Origin of the sequence: Pseudomonas sp. TH07, from assembly GCF_016651285.1 — a bacterium.
Taxonomy (GTDB): Bacteria; Pseudomonadota; Gammaproteobacteria; order Pseudomonadales; family Pseudomonadaceae; genus Aquipseudomonas.
In genome coordinates, this window is sequence record NZ_JAEKED010000001.1 from 4409230 (window position 1) to 4424004 (window position 14775).

11 protein-coding genes are annotated in these 14775 nt (G+C 65.4%); 5 read left to right on the forward strand and 6 right to left on the reverse strand.

Annotated features, from left to right (window positions below):
* The first annotated feature begins 29 nt into the window (after positions 1 to 29).
* Complete coding sequence (locus JFU57_RS20520) at positions 30 to 998, forward strand: aliphatic sulfonate ABC transporter substrate-binding protein (RefSeq protein ID WP_201130597.1); 969 nt, start codon at positions 30 to 32, stop codon at positions 996 to 998.
* A 794-nt stretch (positions 999 to 1792) separates the two neighbouring features.
* On the opposite strand, the gene JFU57_RS20525 is transcribed toward JFU57_RS20520, so the two are convergent.
* The 3 genes from JFU57_RS20525 to JFU57_RS20535 are packed head-to-tail and all read right to left on the reverse strand — an operon-like array spanning position 1793 to position 7572.
* The gene (locus JFU57_RS20525; protein WP_201130598.1) at positions 1793 to 3211 is read right to left on the reverse strand and encodes an efflux transporter outer membrane subunit; all 1419 of its coding nucleotides are present in this window, start codon (positions 3209 to 3211) and stop codon (positions 1793 to 1795) included.
* On the reverse strand, positions 3195 to 4361 hold the full coding sequence (locus tag JFU57_RS20530; RefSeq protein WP_201130599.1) for an efflux RND transporter periplasmic adaptor subunit: 1167 nt from the start codon (positions 4359 to 4361) through the stop codon (positions 3195 to 3197). The genes JFU57_RS20525 and JFU57_RS20530 overlap by 17 nt, the downstream gene beginning before the upstream one ends.
* Positions 4351 to 7572 carry an efflux RND transporter permease subunit gene (locus JFU57_RS20535; protein WP_201130600.1) on the reverse strand — a complete coding sequence of 1074 codons (3222 nt, stop codon included), beginning with the start codon at positions 7570 to 7572 and terminating at the stop codon, positions 4351 to 4353. Before JFU57_RS20535 ends, JFU57_RS20530 begins: the two co-directional genes overlap by 11 nt.
* Positions 7573 to 7801: 229 nt before the next feature.
* On the opposite strand from JFU57_RS20535, the gene JFU57_RS20540 reads away from it, so the two are divergent.
* The 3 genes from JFU57_RS20540 (at position 7802) to JFU57_RS20550 (ending at position 9816) form a co-directional block, all read left to right on the forward strand.
* Positions 7802 to 8206, forward strand: a complete 405-nt coding sequence (locus JFU57_RS20540; RefSeq protein ID WP_201130601.1) for a PA0061/PA0062 family lipoprotein — start codon at positions 7802 to 7804, stop codon at positions 8204 to 8206.
* Positions 8207 to 8266: 60 nt separating this feature from the next.
* Complete coding sequence (locus tag JFU57_RS20545; protein WP_078471495.1) at positions 8267 to 8677, forward strand: PA0061/PA0062 family lipoprotein; 411 nt, start codon at positions 8267 to 8269, stop codon at positions 8675 to 8677.
* 122 nt (positions 8678 to 8799) lie between these two features.
* Positions 8800 to 9816, forward strand: coding sequence for a PDDEXK nuclease domain-containing protein (locus JFU57_RS20550; RefSeq protein ID WP_201130602.1), 1017 nt, complete (start codon positions 8800 to 8802; stop codon positions 9814 to 9816).
* Between the two features lie 223 nt (positions 9817 to 10039).
* Here the strand turns inward: JFU57_RS20550 and JFU57_RS20555 are convergent, their stop codons facing one another.
* Genes JFU57_RS20555 through JFU57_RS20565 form a run of 3 tightly spaced genes read right to left on the reverse strand, consistent with a single transcriptional unit; the run spans position 10040 to position 13054 of the window.
* Positions 10040 to 10867 carry a sulfite exporter TauE/SafE family protein gene (locus JFU57_RS20555; RefSeq protein ID WP_078471493.1) on the reverse strand — a complete coding sequence of 276 codons (828 nt, stop codon included), beginning with the start codon at positions 10865 to 10867 and terminating at the stop codon, positions 10040 to 10042.
* The gene (locus tag JFU57_RS20560; protein WP_201130603.1) at positions 10864 to 12141 is read right to left on the reverse strand and encodes an NAD(P)/FAD-dependent oxidoreductase; all 1278 of its coding nucleotides are present in this window, start codon (positions 12139 to 12141) and stop codon (positions 10864 to 10866) included. The genes JFU57_RS20555 and JFU57_RS20560 overlap by 4 nt, the downstream gene beginning before the upstream one ends.
* A 28-nt stretch (positions 12142 to 12169) precedes the next feature.
* Positions 12170 to 13054, reverse strand: a complete 885-nt coding sequence (locus JFU57_RS20565; RefSeq protein ID WP_078471491.1) for an MBL fold metallo-hydrolase — start codon at positions 13052 to 13054, stop codon at positions 12170 to 12172.
* A gap of 248 nt (positions 13055 to 13302) precedes the next feature.
* Here JFU57_RS20565 and JFU57_RS20570 point away from each other — a divergent pair, with 248 nt between their 5' ends.
* Positions 13303 to 14643, forward strand: coding sequence for a sigma-54 interaction domain-containing protein (locus JFU57_RS20570; RefSeq protein ID WP_201130604.1), 1341 nt, complete (start codon positions 13303 to 13305; stop codon positions 14641 to 14643).
* The last annotated feature ends 132 nt before the right edge of the window (positions 14644 to 14775 follow it).

Here is a 14775-nt window from a genome sequence, read left to right on the forward strand (position 1 = left end):
CTTTCCTGTCCTCCAGAAGGTCCGCCCCCATGCGTCTGCCCTTTGCTTTGCGTCGTAGTTTGTCGATCACCGCTCTGGCCGGCCTGGCGCTGGGCATGGCTCTCAATGCTCAGGCCGATAGCGACCTGCGCATCGGTTACCAGAAATCCTCGACCTTGTTGGCGGTGCTCAAGGCCCAGGGCACCCTGGAAAAACAACTGGCGGCTCAGGGCGTCAATGTCACCTGGCATGAGTTCACCAGCGGCTTGCCCCTGGCGGAATCGCTGAACGTGGGCAACGTCGACATCTCCGCCGACGTCGCCGACACGGTGCCGGTATTCGCCCAGGCGGCGGGGGCCAACCTGACGTATTTCGCCAGCGAAACCCCATCGCCGGCCGCGCAGTCGATCGTGGTGCCCAAGGACTCGACCCTCAAGACACTGGCCGAACTCAAGGGCAAGCGCATTGCGGTGACCAAGGCTGCGGGCAGCCATTACCTGCTGATCGCGGCGCTGCGCAGCGTTGGCCTGACATTCGCCGATATTCAACCGGTGTACCTGACTCCGGCCGATGGCCGCGCGGCCCTGGAGACCCACAAGGTCGACGCCTGGGTCACCTGGGAGCCCTTCGTCGCCAGCGCCGAACGCCAGCAGGGCGCGCGGGTGCTGCACGATGGCCAGGGCCTGGCCAGTTATCGCCGCTATTACCTGGCTTCCAATGATTACGCCAAGGCCCATCCCGAGGTGCTGAACCAGGTGTTTGCCGAGTTGCAGAAGACCGGCACTTGGGTCAAGGCGCACCCGGCGGACGCGGCGAAATTGCTGGGGCCGCTGTGGGGCAACCTTGATGCGCCGACTGTGGAGTTGGCCAACAGTCGGCGCACTTACAAGGTGGAAGTGGTGAAGCCTGATGCTTTGGGTGAGCAGCAGAAAATTGCTGATGCTTTCTATCAGGAAAAACTTTTGCCCAAGCCTGTGGATGCGCGGGCGGTGCAACTCTGGAGTCCTAAAGCGCTTTGATATGTGCTGTAGCTGCTGGCGAGGTACGAGGCTGCGCTGGCCGGTGTGGGTGTCGGAGATCTTTCTGGTGAATGGAGTGTTGGGGGCTTATCCGTTGCTGCGGTAATGGCGGCTTAGGGTTTCGCCCTTACGGCGAGGTACTTTTGGCAAACGCCCCAAAAGTACCCAAAAGGTCTCGCCCCGAGCGTACGGCCACTCGCTGCGCTCGGGTTCCCTCGTTCCGGCGTCCCTCAGGGGGCATCGCTTCCAGCGACGTCTTCGACTGCGTCGAAGGGCGCTGCGCGCCAATCCCCTGATGAACACCTCCACTCGGCCTGCCGAAGGGGCGGGTGGATCAAGATCAAAAGCAGATCAACAGCCAAAGCCAAAGCCAAAGCAAAAGTAAGGCACGCAAGTCCTGTAGCCGCTGCCGAGGTACGAGGCTGTGCTGGCTGGGATGGGCGCCGTGTTTTTATCCGGATTTATTGGGTGCCTGTGAGGGCCAGCGTAGCCTTCGGCAGCGGCTACAGATGGCCGGGGGGACAGGACGCGCAGGTGTCGACCCAGGCCGGCCGGAGTGAGGGCATGCCGAGCCGAAGCGAGGCACCGAGTGGTGGGGCAAGAGCGTTTTGCTTACTTTTGACTGGGCCGGCATTCCGGCTGTTCAAAAGTGAGCCGCTGTAAGAGCGGAACCTATAGCAGCCGCAACAGCAGCAATGGATATGTACACCCATAAACCCGAGGCGCAGGTTTTAGGGCCGCTGCGCGGCCCAGCGGGAGCAAGCTCCCTCGCCACAAGGGTTTTGCCTCAAGTTTCAAGTCCCACTTTTCCACCCTCCACCCAACGCCACCACCAATCCAACGCTAGCCTGCAACTCTCGCGTTTGCACTGCTTGCAAACTGCGTTGCGCCTGCAAGGCTGCGGTCTGCGCTGTCACTACATCCAGGTAGCTGACGGCCCCCGCTTGATAGCTGTTCATGGCCAGTAACTGCGTGTGCTGGGCCGCATTGACCGCCGCCTGCTGATCCAGCGCCTCCTGGCGCAAATCGCGCAATTGTCCCAGGTTGTCCTCCACCTCGCGCACCGCCCCGAGCACTCGGCTCCGGTAATGAGCCGCTGCTTCTTCAAACTCGGCATGGGCCAATCGCTCATTGGCGCTGAGCCGCCCGCCATCGAAGATCGGCAGGTTGATCAACGGCCCCAACGCCCAGTAACGATTGCCCGCCGCCAGCAGATTCCCCACGCCCTGGGTCTGGCCACCGAGCAGCCCGGTCAGGCTGAAGTCCGGGTACCACGCCGCGCGCGCTACGCCGATACCGGCATTGGCCGCATACACCCGACGTTCTGCCGCCGCGATGTCCGGTCGCCGTTGCAGCAAGGTACTGGGCAGTTGCGCGGGAATGGCCGGCAGGCTCAGCCATTGTGACGAGGGGGCGAGGCTGAAGGTGCTGGCCGGTTCGCCCACCAGCTCACCGATGGCGTGTTCGGTGAGGTTGCGTTGCGCCCGCACTTCGTCCCGTTCGGCCTCGGCGCTGGCCAGTTGGCTCTGGGCCCGGGTCAGGTCCAGTTCCGAGGCGATCTGCCCCTGGTAGCGATCGCGGGTCAGTTGCAGGGCCTGGGCGTAATCTTCGAGGGAGCTGCTCAAGATCCGGCTCTGGGCATCCAGGCCGTCGAGCTGCACATAGAGGTTCGCCAACTGTTGTTGCAGGCTCAGGCGCGCGGCCGCCAGGTCATCGCCGGAGGCCTGGGCCTGGGCATCGCCGGCCGCGGCCTGATTGCGAATCCGTCCCCACAGGTCGAGGTCGAAGTTCAGGGAAAACCCCGCTGTGTTGCTGTTGTAGATCGACGGCTGGGTGCTGCCCCGCAGCGGTCGGCTGTCGGACTGACGCTGGCGCAAGGGTTGGGCACTGGCGCTGATCTGCGGGAACAATCCGGCATGCAGTTGGCTGGCATAGGCCTGGGCGCCGTCGTAGTGGGCGAGGGCGGCGGCGAGGTCCGGGTTGGCCTTGAGCAGGCGCTGCTGCAGGTTGTCCAGGCGTGGGTCCTGGTACAGCCGCCACCAGGGTTCGGCCAGCGCCTGGGGCGCATGGGCCGGGTGCCAGGGCCCGTCCGCGGTCTGTTCGCGAAATTGCGCCGGCAGGTCGACGGTGGGCGTCTGGTAGTGGGGCGCCAGCGAGCAGCCGTGCAACCCCAGCAACAGCAGCACAGCCAGGGGCTTAAGCCTTGGGCGCATGGGTACCTCCGGCGTCCGCCAGTTGCACCAGATCGCCTTCACGCAGGGCGTCCGGCGGGTTGTCGATGACCTGGTCGACGGGCGTCAGGCCCTGGTCGATCACCAGGCGCTCCCCAAGGTCGAGGCCGATATGGATGCTGCGCAGATGCACGTGCTGGGCGCTGTCGATCAGCGCCACCTGGGTGCCCGCGGCGCGGAAGATCAGGGCGCTGGCCGGGATGCTGACGCCATGGGTGTCGGCCGGGATCGCCAGGGTCGCCTCGGCATAGTCGCCGGGCATCAGGGCGCCTTCAGGGTTGGCAGCGACAAACTGCGCCAGCAGGGTGCCCGAGCGCGGATCGATGGCGGTGGAGTCGCCCACCAGTTGTGCGCTGAAGTGCTGGCCCGGGTGCTCGGGCACGGTCAGTTGGGCCACCAGCCCGGGGTGAATCACGCTGGCGTAGTTCTGCGGGATCGGCACATACAGCCGCAGCTTGTGGGTGTCGGCCAGGTCGAACAGCTCCGGGTCGCTGTCGTTGTCGGCCTTGATCAACTGGCCAATGTCGGTGTGGCGCGCGGTGATGGTGCCGGCGAACGGTGCGCGGATGGTCTTGTAGTCCTCCAGTGCCGAAAGCCGTGCATAGTCGGCGCCGGCCGCCTCGGCATTGGCCTTGGCGGCTGCGGCGTTGGAGCGCTTTTCATCGGCCTCCTGGCGCGACACCGAGTGGCTGGCCAAGAGGTTCTGCCAGCGCTCGGCGGTGGTCTGGGCCAGGCGCGCATTGGCCTGTTCCTGGATCATCTGCGCCCGGGTCTGGGCCACTTGCTGGTCCAGGTCGGGGCTGTCGATATGGGCCAGCACCTGGCCGGCGGTGACCTTGGCCCCGATGTCCTGGGTCCAGTCTTTCAGGTAGCCGCTGACCCGGGCGTGGATCGGCGCCTTGCTCCAGGCTTCCAGGTGCGCCGGCAAGCGCAGGGTGTCGCCGAGCACATTCTGCTGCGGCTGCAATACCAGCACCTGCGGCACAGCCGCGGTTTCGGTCCAGGCGGTCACGGCCTGCTCGTGCCGGGTACGCGCGGCCAGACCGTTGGCCACCAGCAGGGCGGCCAGGGTCAGGCCGCCGATGCCCAGCAGCATCAGGCGTTTGCGCGAAGGGGTGTGCTCAGGCGACATGGGTGTTTTCTCCAGCAACAGCGGGATGGGAGAGACGTCCGTGGACCAGGCTGAAGACCACGGGGACAAAGATCAGGGTGGCGACGGTGGCGAGGATCAGCCCGCCGATCACCGCGCGGCCCAGGGGCGCGTTCTGTTCCTCGGAAAGGGCCAGGGGCAGCATGCCGATAATCATCGCCAGGGCAGTCATGCACACCGGGCGAAACCGCGTGTAGCCGGCTTCCAGGGCGGCCTTGAGGGCATCGCCGTGCTCCGCCAGGCGCTCGCGGCAGAAGCTCACCACCAGGATCGAGTTGGCGGTGGCCACCCCCATGCACAGGATGGCGCCGGTCAGGGCTGGCACTGACAATGAGGTGCCGCTGAGAAATAGCATCCACACGATCCCGGCCAGGGCCGCCGGCAGCGCGGTGATGATCACGAACGGATCGACCCAGGACTGGAAGTTGACCACGATCAGCAGGTAGATCAGTACCACCGCCCCCAGCAGGCCCAGGCTCAGGCCGCTGAAGGCTTCGTGCAGGGCGTCGATCTGCCCGTGCAGGCTGACGGTGGCACCTTTGGGCCGCAGGCTGGCGGCGGCGTCCAGAACCTTTTGCATGTCATGGGCCACGGCGCCGAGGTCACGGCCCTGGACATTCGCATACAGATCCAGGGTCGGCTGGATGTTGTAGTGGCTGACCACTGCCGGGCTCTCGCCCCGGGAGATATCCGCCAGGCCGCCGAGGATCTGCGACTGCCCATTGCTGCCGGTGACCGGCAGCGCCTCCAGGGCCGGCAGGCTGTCCAGGCGGTACTGCGGGGTGGCGGCGACGATGGAGTAGGACACGCCATTTTTCGGGTTGAGCCAGAAAGTCGGCGCCACCTGGGAACTGCCGGCCAAGGAGGCCACCATGCTGTTGGTCACGTCCCGTTCGGTGATCCCCAGGCCATTGGCCCGCAGGCGGTCAACCTTGACTTGCAGTGACGGGTAGCCGGTGGACTGCTGGATCCGCAGGTCGGCAATGCCCGGCACATGCTGCAGGCGCCGCTCCAGTTCCACGGCGAAGGCACGGTTGGCCGCGTTGTCGGGCCCGGAGACTTTCACGTCCAGCGGTGCCGGGGCGCCGAAGTTGAGGATCTGGCTGCTGATGTCCGCCGGCAAAAAGGCGAAGTGGCTGCCGGGAAAGCTTTCCGGCAGGGCTTCGCGCAGCTGTTTGACGTAGTCGGCGGTGGGGCCGTGGCCGGGCTTGAGGGTGACCTGGATATCGCCGTCCTGGGGCCCGATGGTGCCGCTGTTGCTGTAGGCCATGTCGATGCCGCTCAGGGGGATGCCGATGTTGTCGATGATGCTGTCCAGTTGCTCGGCCGGGATCACCTCGCGGATCCGCGCTTCGATGCGGTCGAAGGCCGCCGCGCTTTCCTCGATCCGCGTGCCCAGGGGCAGTCGCACATGCACCGCCAGGGCGCCGGCGTCGGTGGCCGGAAAGAAGTCCTGGCCCAGACTCGGCAACAGGGCGAACGAGGCCAGCACACAGGCGAGGAAGCCGAGGATGAAGGTCTTGCGCCGGCCCAGGGCCAGGTGCAGCAGGCCGTGGTAGGTGTCGCGCACGTTGGAGAAGCGCCGCTCGAAACCCTGCTGGAAAGCCAGCAAGGCACGCACCAGGGCGTTGCGCGGCTTGGCGTGCTGCTCGCCTTCGTGATGGTTGATGAAAGCATCTTCCGGGTGATGCCCGGGACCTGCTTCCGGCGTGTGTGGCTTGAGCAGGTACATGGCCAGGGTCGGCACCAGGGTCCGCGAGAGGATGAACGAGCTGGCCATGGCGAAAATCACCGCCAGGGCCATGGGCCGGAACAGGTAGCCGGCAATGCCTTGCAGCAGGAACATCGGTACGAAAACGATGCAGATGCACAGCAGCGAGACGAAGGCCGGGCCGACGATCTGCTTGGCGCCGTCGAGGATCGCCACCTTGACCGCCTTGCCCTGTTCCAGGTGCCAGTTAATGTTTTCGATGGTCACCGTGGCATCGTCCACCAGGATCCCCACCGCCAGGGCCAGGCCGCCCAGGGTCATCACATTCAGGGTCTGGCCGCTGAGGGCCAGCAGGGCAATGGCCGCCAGCACCGCCAGGGGAATCGAGGCGGCGATGATCAGGGTCGAGCGCCAGCTGCCGAGAAACAGCAGGATCATCGCGCTGGTCAGCAGGGCGGCAATGATGCCTTCCTGGGCCACGCTGCCCACCGACTGTTTGACGAACACCGAGGCGTCCCCCAGCAGCGAAGTCTTGAGCGAGGGCGGCAGGGTTTCATTGATGCGCGGCAGCATCCCGCGAATGCCGTCGACAATCGACAGGGTGGAGATATTGCCATTCTTCAGGGCCGGCATCAGCACGGCGCGCCGGCCATCCACGCGCACGATATTGGTCTGCGGCGGCGAGCCGTCGCGCACGTGGGCCACCTGGCCGATGGTGATCAGGGCGCCGTCCACGGTCTTGATCGGCAGGTCGTTGAGTTCCTCGATGGCTTGCGGGCTGTTATTGAGCAGCACCGTGTATTCATCGCTCCCCAGTTTGGCGGTGCCCACCGGGATGATCTGGTTCTGCGCCGCCAGGGCGTTGCCCACGTCCTGCGCCGACAGGCCTCTGGCCGCCAGGGCTTGCGGGTCCAGGTCGAGGGTGATCTGGCGCTGCTTGCCGCCCATGGGCGTGGGCATGGCCAGGCCGGGCAGGGAGCTGAGGGGCAGGCGGATATTGTTCTGCACCAGGTCGCGGATCTTTGCCTCGGACAGGGTCGGGCTGGAAAACGCCATTTGCAGGATCGGCACCGTCGAGGCGCTGTAATTGAGGATCAGCGGCGGGGTGATGCCCGGCGGCATCTGCTTGAGCACGGTTTGTGACACCGCCGTCACCTGGGCGTTGGCGGTACGGATGTCCACCCCGGGCTGGAAGAAGATCTTGACGATGCCCATGCCCGGCAGGGACTGGGATTCGATGTGCTCGATGTCGTTGACCGTGGTGCTCAGGGAGCGCTCGTAGGTGTAGATCACGCGCCCGGCCATGGCCTCGGGCGACAGGCCGTTGTACTGCCAGACCACCGCCACTACCGGGATGCCGATATCGGGGAAGACATCGGTGGGCGTACGCAGGGCCGCCATGGGCCCGATGATGCAGATGAAAATTGCCAGCACGATAAACGTGTAGGGCTTGAGCAGTGCGGTCTTGACCAGCCCGAGCATGCCGAAAACCTCCGAGGGAGTGGGATTGCAAACCTCGGCAGACTGCGGCGACCCACCTAACACGCGGCTTTCGTGAAGATGAAGGAAGATTTAAGCGCGGCCTGAAAATCCTTTCATGTGGATTCATTTGTTCAGGGCAGGGCACGCCCACAAGCTGGATAGGCATCCGGCGAGGCGTGTTATCCGGCTCGTCCCGGGCACTGTTTTTTCACTTGCGAGGTGTTGCGCCATGTCATTCAAACCGCTGTTGCTGCTGCCGGGGCTGGGCCTGGTGGGCCTGCTTTCGGCCTGCGCCGGGCCGCTGCCCAAGGCCGATCCGAGCCAGGCCTGGATCGGGCTGGCCCAGGAGTCGCCGAACGATCTGCTGGCCGACAGTGTCGACGGCAAACGCCTGGAGGATGGGCGTTACTTTCAGGTGAGTCCGGGCGCGCACCGCCTGCAAATGGCGCTGTTGCAAGGCGCCAACGGCAACTCGGCGCAGCCGGAATGCGAGGGGCGCCTGGACTACTCGGGCTTCAAGGCTGGCGAGCATTACCAGTTGCTGGAGTCGAGCCAGGGCCAGGAAGTCAGCGCCGTATTGATGGATGCCCAGGGCCGGCCCCTGGCCCATAGCGCGGACTTCAACTGCCTGTAGCCGTGCCGCAGAAGCCGACGCAACTTGCGCCGGCGCCCATGATTGATGAGGTGTTTAGTGATGTCCCGTAGACCGTTGTTGCTGATCCCGATGTTGAGCCTGGTGGCGTTGTTGGCGGCGTGTGCCGGGCCCATGCCCCAGCCCGACCCCAGCGAGGCCTGGATCGGCCTGCAAGAAGAGGCGCCCAATGACCTGCTGGCCGAGCGCGTGGATGGGCAGAAGATCGACGATGGGCGTTATTTCCAGGTCAAGCCCGGCGCCCACCGCCTGGACGTGACCCTGTTTGAAGAGAACGTCGGTGATTCCAACCAGCAAGACTGCGACGGCCATATCAGCTACAGCGGCTTCAAGGCCGGCGAGCATTACAAGCTGGTGGAATCGTCCCTGGGGAGCGAGGTGTCGGCGCGCTTGTATGACGCCATGGGCAAGCAGGTGGCCAGTACCCATGACTTCGCGTGCATGCCGGGCTGACAGGTCTGATTGCGTCGCCGAAATCAGGACATTTCGCTCAGTGAAAATAGATAAGGCTGACTACAAGTTCATGGCGGTCCACTGGATGATAGGGGCCTGTGTCCTGAAACCGGGCGTGCGTTATGAATCAAGAGACTGAAGCGGCAATGACCTCCACCGATGTTGCATTTGGTGAAGTGGCGCAGATGATCGCCGCCGCGCGGCAGCGGGCGGTGCGAGCGGTGAACACTGAACTGGTGGAACTGTATTGGCAGGTCGGGGCCTATATCAGCCGCAAGATCGAGGCGGCGGAGTGGGGGGATGGCGTCGTCCAGCACTTGGCGGATTACCTGGCGCGGCAACAGCCGGGCCTGCGGGGTTTTACCCGGCGCAACCTGTTCCGCATGCGTCAGTTCTATGAGGTCTATCGAGGGGAGGAGAAAGTGTCAGCAGTGCTGACACAATTACCCTGGACCCAGAACCTGATCATTCTTGCCCAAGGCAAATGTGCGCAAGAGCGCGAGTTTTATCTGCGTATGGCACTTCAGGAGCAGTGGTCGACCCGAGAGTTGGAACGGCAGATCAAATCGGCCCTGTTCGAACGCGCGCTGACCCGCCCGGCAAGCGTCTCGGCCGCGTTGAGAGACACTCATCCCGAGGCCCTGAAAGTGTTCAAGGATGCCTACATGGTGGAGTTTCTCGATCTGGCCCAGGGGCATGGCGAAGCCGATCTGCATCAGGGGCTGGTGCGCCAGCTCAAGGATTTTCTGATCGAGATGGGGCGGGACTTCTGCTTTGTCGCGTCAGGCTATCCATTACAGGTTGGCGGGCGGGATTTCGCCCTGGATCTGTTGCTGTTCCATCGTGGGTTGAATTGCCTGGTGGCCGTTGAACTCAAGGTCGGGCGCTTCGAGCCGGAGTATCTGGGCAAGCTGGATTTCTACCTGGAGGCCCTGGATCGCCAAGTGCGCAAACCTCACGAAAACCCGGCCCTGGCAGTGTTGCTCTGTGCCAGCAAGGACGACGAGGTGGTGGAATATGCCCTCAACCGTTCGCTTTCGCCGGCGTTGATTGCCGAGTATCGGACCCAACTGCCGGACAAGAAACTGCTGCAGGCCAAGCTGCAGGAGTTTTATGCGCTGGATACGCAAGCGCGGTGAAGCTGGCGGCGAGCTGTGCGGGCTGTTCCGTGTGCTGGTGAGGCGAGTGAGCAGCAAGGCCGCAGCCTGGCCGCGGCGCGTGCCCCTTGTTCAGTTCTGCTCGCTGCCGAACCAGTCCGCCAGCCGCCCGGCAGCCAGGTTCAGGACGTGGTCGTCGGCTGTGTGCCCGAGCGGCAGAGGTCAATATTTCCCTTGTAGGCGCCGGCTTGCCGGCGAAATAGGCTCAACGGGGCAACAGCCCCAGGGCTCCGAAGGCCAGCAGCAGCGCCGCCAGCATGCCGGTAATGGCGAACAGTTGTTGCAGGCGCGGGCCGGCCAGATGGCTGGCCATTTGTCGGCCCATGACCAGTCCCACTACCGCGCCCAAGGCAAAGGGCGCGCCCACGGCCCAGTGCATGACCCCGCTGACGCTGGCGGTCACCACGCTGCCCAGCGACACCAGGGCGATCACCGCCAGCGAGGTGGCGACGATGCTTTTGCTGTCCAGGTTGGTGTAGCGGCCCAGGGCCGGGACGATCACAAATCCGCCGCCCACCCCGAGCAAACCGGAGAGCAGGCCCGACAGCATCCCGGTCAGCGTCAGGGCGCGGGCACAGGGCAGGGTCCAGCGCAGGCGACCTTGCTGCGGGTTGAGCACGCAGGGCAAAAAGGCCGGGCGCGGTGCGGCCTGGCCGTGTTTCAGTTCACGGCTGGCCTTGAGCAACATCCGCCCGCAGGCGTACAGCAGCACCAGGCTAAACAGCAGCGCCAGGGGGGCGTTCGGCAGGCGATGGGCCAGCCACAGCCCCAGGGGGGTCAGCAGGATGCCGATGCCGGCGACAAACCCCGCCGCGCGATAACGCACGATGCCTTGGCGCAGGCCGAGCAGGGCGCCGACGCTGGCCGCCAGGCCTACCGCCAGCAGGCCGACCGGCGCCGCCTCGACCATGCTCAGGCCCAGGCCGAACACCAGCAACGGCACCGCAAGAATCCCGCCACCAGCCCCGGTCAAGGCCAGGATCGCGCCAATCACCAGCCCCAGGCCGGCGCCGATCAAGGTCACTTCATTCATGCCGGCGGGGTGTCCGTGTTCAGGGTCGGACGGGCCAGCCATTCATGGCCCTTGAGCATGCCGCGCCAATACAGCGGCGGCAGGATCCGCTCTTTCAACCACCAGGCGCGGCGCGTGGCTTTGCGCCCATCCAGCAACCAGGGGGCGAAGCTCGGTGCGAGCTTGCCGCCGTAGGTGAATTCGGCGAGGACGATCTTGCCCCGTTCCACCGTCAGCGGGCAGGAACCATAGCCGTCGTATTGCGCCAGTCGCTGCAGGCGCTTGAGGGCCACCAGCACGTTGTTGGCCACCACCGGCGCCTGCTTGCGCGCGGCGGCCGCGGTTTTGGCGTTGCTGGTGTTGGTGGCGTCGCCCAGGCCGTGGATATTGGCAAAACGCGTGTGGCGCAGGCTGTAGGGGTCGACATCGACCCAGCCCGCGGCATCGGCCAGGGGGCTGCTGCGGATAAAGTCCGGGGCGGTCTGCGGCGGCACCACATGCAACAGGTCAAAGCGGCGCTCCAGGTGTTCCTGGCGCCCATCGGCCAGGGTTCGGACAAAGGTCGCGCGCTTGGCGGGGCCGTCCACCGCCACCAGGTTATGCCCGAAATCCAGGTCGATCGCGTACTTGTGCACGTACTCCATCAGGGCCGGCACGTAGTCCGGCACCCCGAACAGCACCGCGCCGGCGTTCATGAAGCGGGTGTTGATCCGTGGCAGATGGCCGTTGCGCAACCAGTGGTCGCACGACAGGTACATGGCTTTTTGCGGCGCGCCGGCGCACTTGATCGGCATCGGCGGCTGGGTGAACAGGGCCTGGCCCTGCTTGAGTTGTTGCACCAGCCGCCAAGTGTAGGGCGCCAGGTCGTAGCGATAGTTGGAGGTCACGCCGTTGCTGCCCAGGGTGGCGCTCAGACCGTCGATGGCGTCCCAGTCGAGCTTCAGGCCGGGGCACACGATCAACTGGTCGTAAGCCAGGGCCTGGCCGTTGTCCAGCACCAGGGCATTGGCCTCGGGCTCGAAGGTGCTGACCGCGGCCTGGATCCACTTGACCCCCTTGGGGATGAGCGAGGCCATGCTGCGCACCGTGGACCGGGCGCTGAACACCCCGGCGCCGACCAGGGTCCAGCCGGGCTGGTAATAGTGCTGCGGGGCGGGGTCGATGATCGCCACATCAAGCTGTGCGTCGCGCGCCATCAGGCTCGATGCGGCGGCGATGCCCGCTGCACCGCCGCCGACGATCAGCACCTGGTGGCTGCCGTCGACGGCCCGCTGCAGGGTGGAAATAGGGCGCATGGCAAGGTCTCCGTGGGGAGTGGAATAGTTATAGGGAATTGAGCGGGATCTTCAGGTAGCGCACACCGTTGTCCTCGGGCTCCGGCAGTTGGCCGCTGCGCATGTTGACCTGCACCGAGGGCAGGATCAGCACCGGCATGTCGAGGGTGGCGTCGCGGGCCTCGCGCATCCTGACAAAGGACTCTTCATCGATGCCCTGGTGGATATGAATGTTGTGCGCGCGCTGCTCGGCCACGGTGGTCATGTACTGCAACTCGCGGCCGTTGGGCAGGTAGTCGTGGCACATGAACAGGCGGGTCTGCGGCGGGAGGGCGAGGATCTTGCCGATGGAGCGGTACAGGGTCCGCGCATCGGCCCCGGGGAAGTCGCAGCGCGCGGTGCCGTAGTCGGGCATGAACAGGGTGTCGCCAACGAAGGCCACGGTCTCGTCGCCGACCTGCACCAGGTAGGTCATGCACGCCGGGGTATGCCCCGGGGTGTGCAGGGCGCGGGCGCTGAGGCCGCCGATGGCGAACTCGGCGCCGTCGGCCAGCAGCACGTCGAACTGGCTGCCATCGCGGGCGAACGCCGGGCCCTCGTTGAACAGGCTGGCGAACACCTTCTGCACCTGGGTGATGTGCTGGCCGATGGCGACCTTGGCCCCCAGGCGCTGCTTGAGGTAGGCCGCGGCAGAGAGGTGGTCGGCGTGGACGTGGGTTTCCAGGATCCACTCGACCTCGGCGTCCAGTTCGCGGACCCGCTCGATCAGGCGGTCGGCGGATTCGGTGCGAGTGCGCCCGGACTTGGGGTCGTAGTCGAGCACGCTGTCGATCAAGGCGCAGCGCCGGGTCGTCTGGTCCATCACCAGGTAGCTGATGGTCCAGGTGTCGCGGTCGAAAAAGGCTTCTACACGCAAGGTGGTGCCGATGATCATGCTGCTCTCCAGACGATGAAGTGACGCCGGCCGGAACGGGCAGTCGTCCCTTGGGGTGTCAATAAACGTGCCAACGTCCAGGGCCGAATGGGCACGCCGTTTCATTCAATTCAATGGCTTGCAGCATAGACGGGGGGCGTTTCAAGCTGTCACTGCCAGTTATTTTGGCAGTTGGGTGGCAGTCGATGGCAGTGAGTGGCAGAAACCGCTCCGGTGTTTTAAGCTGCCGCACCCCCGCAGGAGTTGCCATGTCCACCTCGCCCCGCGACCTCGCCAGCAGCCGGATGTCGGCCCTGGTGTCTTACCTGGAGCACGATCCGCAGCCGACCATCGTGCTCGATACCCAGTACAACATCATTGCCGCCAATACCGCCTACCAGCGCCAGTTCGGCGTGGAGGGCCGTCCCCATGTCGGCGCCAAGTGCTACCGGGTGTCCCATCAATTTGCCGTGCCCTGCGATCAGGCCGGCGAACATTGCCCGATGCGCAAGGCCCACGACAGCCGGGTGCCGGAGCGCATGCTGCACGTGCACCACACGCCACGGGGGCCGGAGCACGTGGAGGTGGAGTTGCGGCCGATCATTGGTGAGAGCGGGGCGGTGGTGGCCTATGTCGAGCGCCTCAATTCGTTGGCCGTGGCTTCGGTGCAACCTCAGCGCAAGGGGCTGGTGGGGCGTTCGCCGGCCTTCAACGAGGCCTTGAGCGCGTTGCTGCGGGCGGCGCCGGCGCCGATACCGGTGTTGCTGCAGGGCGAGTCGGGCACCGGCAAAGAGCTGTTCGCCCGTGCCCTGCATGACGGCAGCCCGCGCGCCAGCGGGCCGCTGGTGGTGGTCGATTGCACCGGACTCACCGAATCGTTGCTGGAGAGCGAGCTGTTCGGCTACGAGAAGGGCGCGTTCACCGGGGCCTTGCAGCGCAAGATCGGCCTGGCCGAAGCGGCCCATGGCGGGACTTTGTTCCTCGATGAAATCGGCGAGGTGCCGCTGGCGATGCAGGTCAAGTTGCTGCGGCTGATCGAGTCCGGCAGCTTCCGTCCGGTGGGCAGTTTGCGCACCGTGCATTCGGATTTTCGCCTGGTGGCGGCGACCCACAAGCCGCTCAAGGACATGGTGGCCGCCGGGACCTTTCGCCAGGATCTGTATTACCGCATCAGCGCCTTTCCGATTCGTCTGCCGGCCCTGCGCGAGCGTCGGGATGACCTGCCGCTGCTGATCGACAGCCTGCTGCAACGCCTGGCCCCGGGCGCGGTGCCACGGGTCGACGCCCAGGCCATGGAGCGCCTGCGGGTGTATGCCTACCCGGGCAATATCCGCGAGCTGCGCAATATCCTGGAGCGCGCGAGCCTGTTCAGCGATGACGGGGTGATCCGCGTCCAGGACCTGCCCGGCGAACTGCGCACCGACACGCTTGCGCCGCCCCAGGCTCCCGCCGAAGCCATCAGCCGCCGACGCCGCAGCAAGGACCTGGAACGCCTGGCCCACGCCCTGGAAGTCTTCGACGGCCCGCGCAGCGAACTGGCCCAGAGCCTGGGCCTGAGCGAACGCACCCTCTACCGCCGCCTGAAAGCCCTGGGCCTGCCCCCGGCGTAGCCGCTGCTGCGCCGCGATTGCACCTGACACTCCACGGCGTCGATCAGGGCCAGCGCAGCTCGGCAGCGGCTACAGGGGCGGGTTTTTGGGCACGATGGCGTTGGGCTGTGGTCGTATCTTGCATCCTGTCCC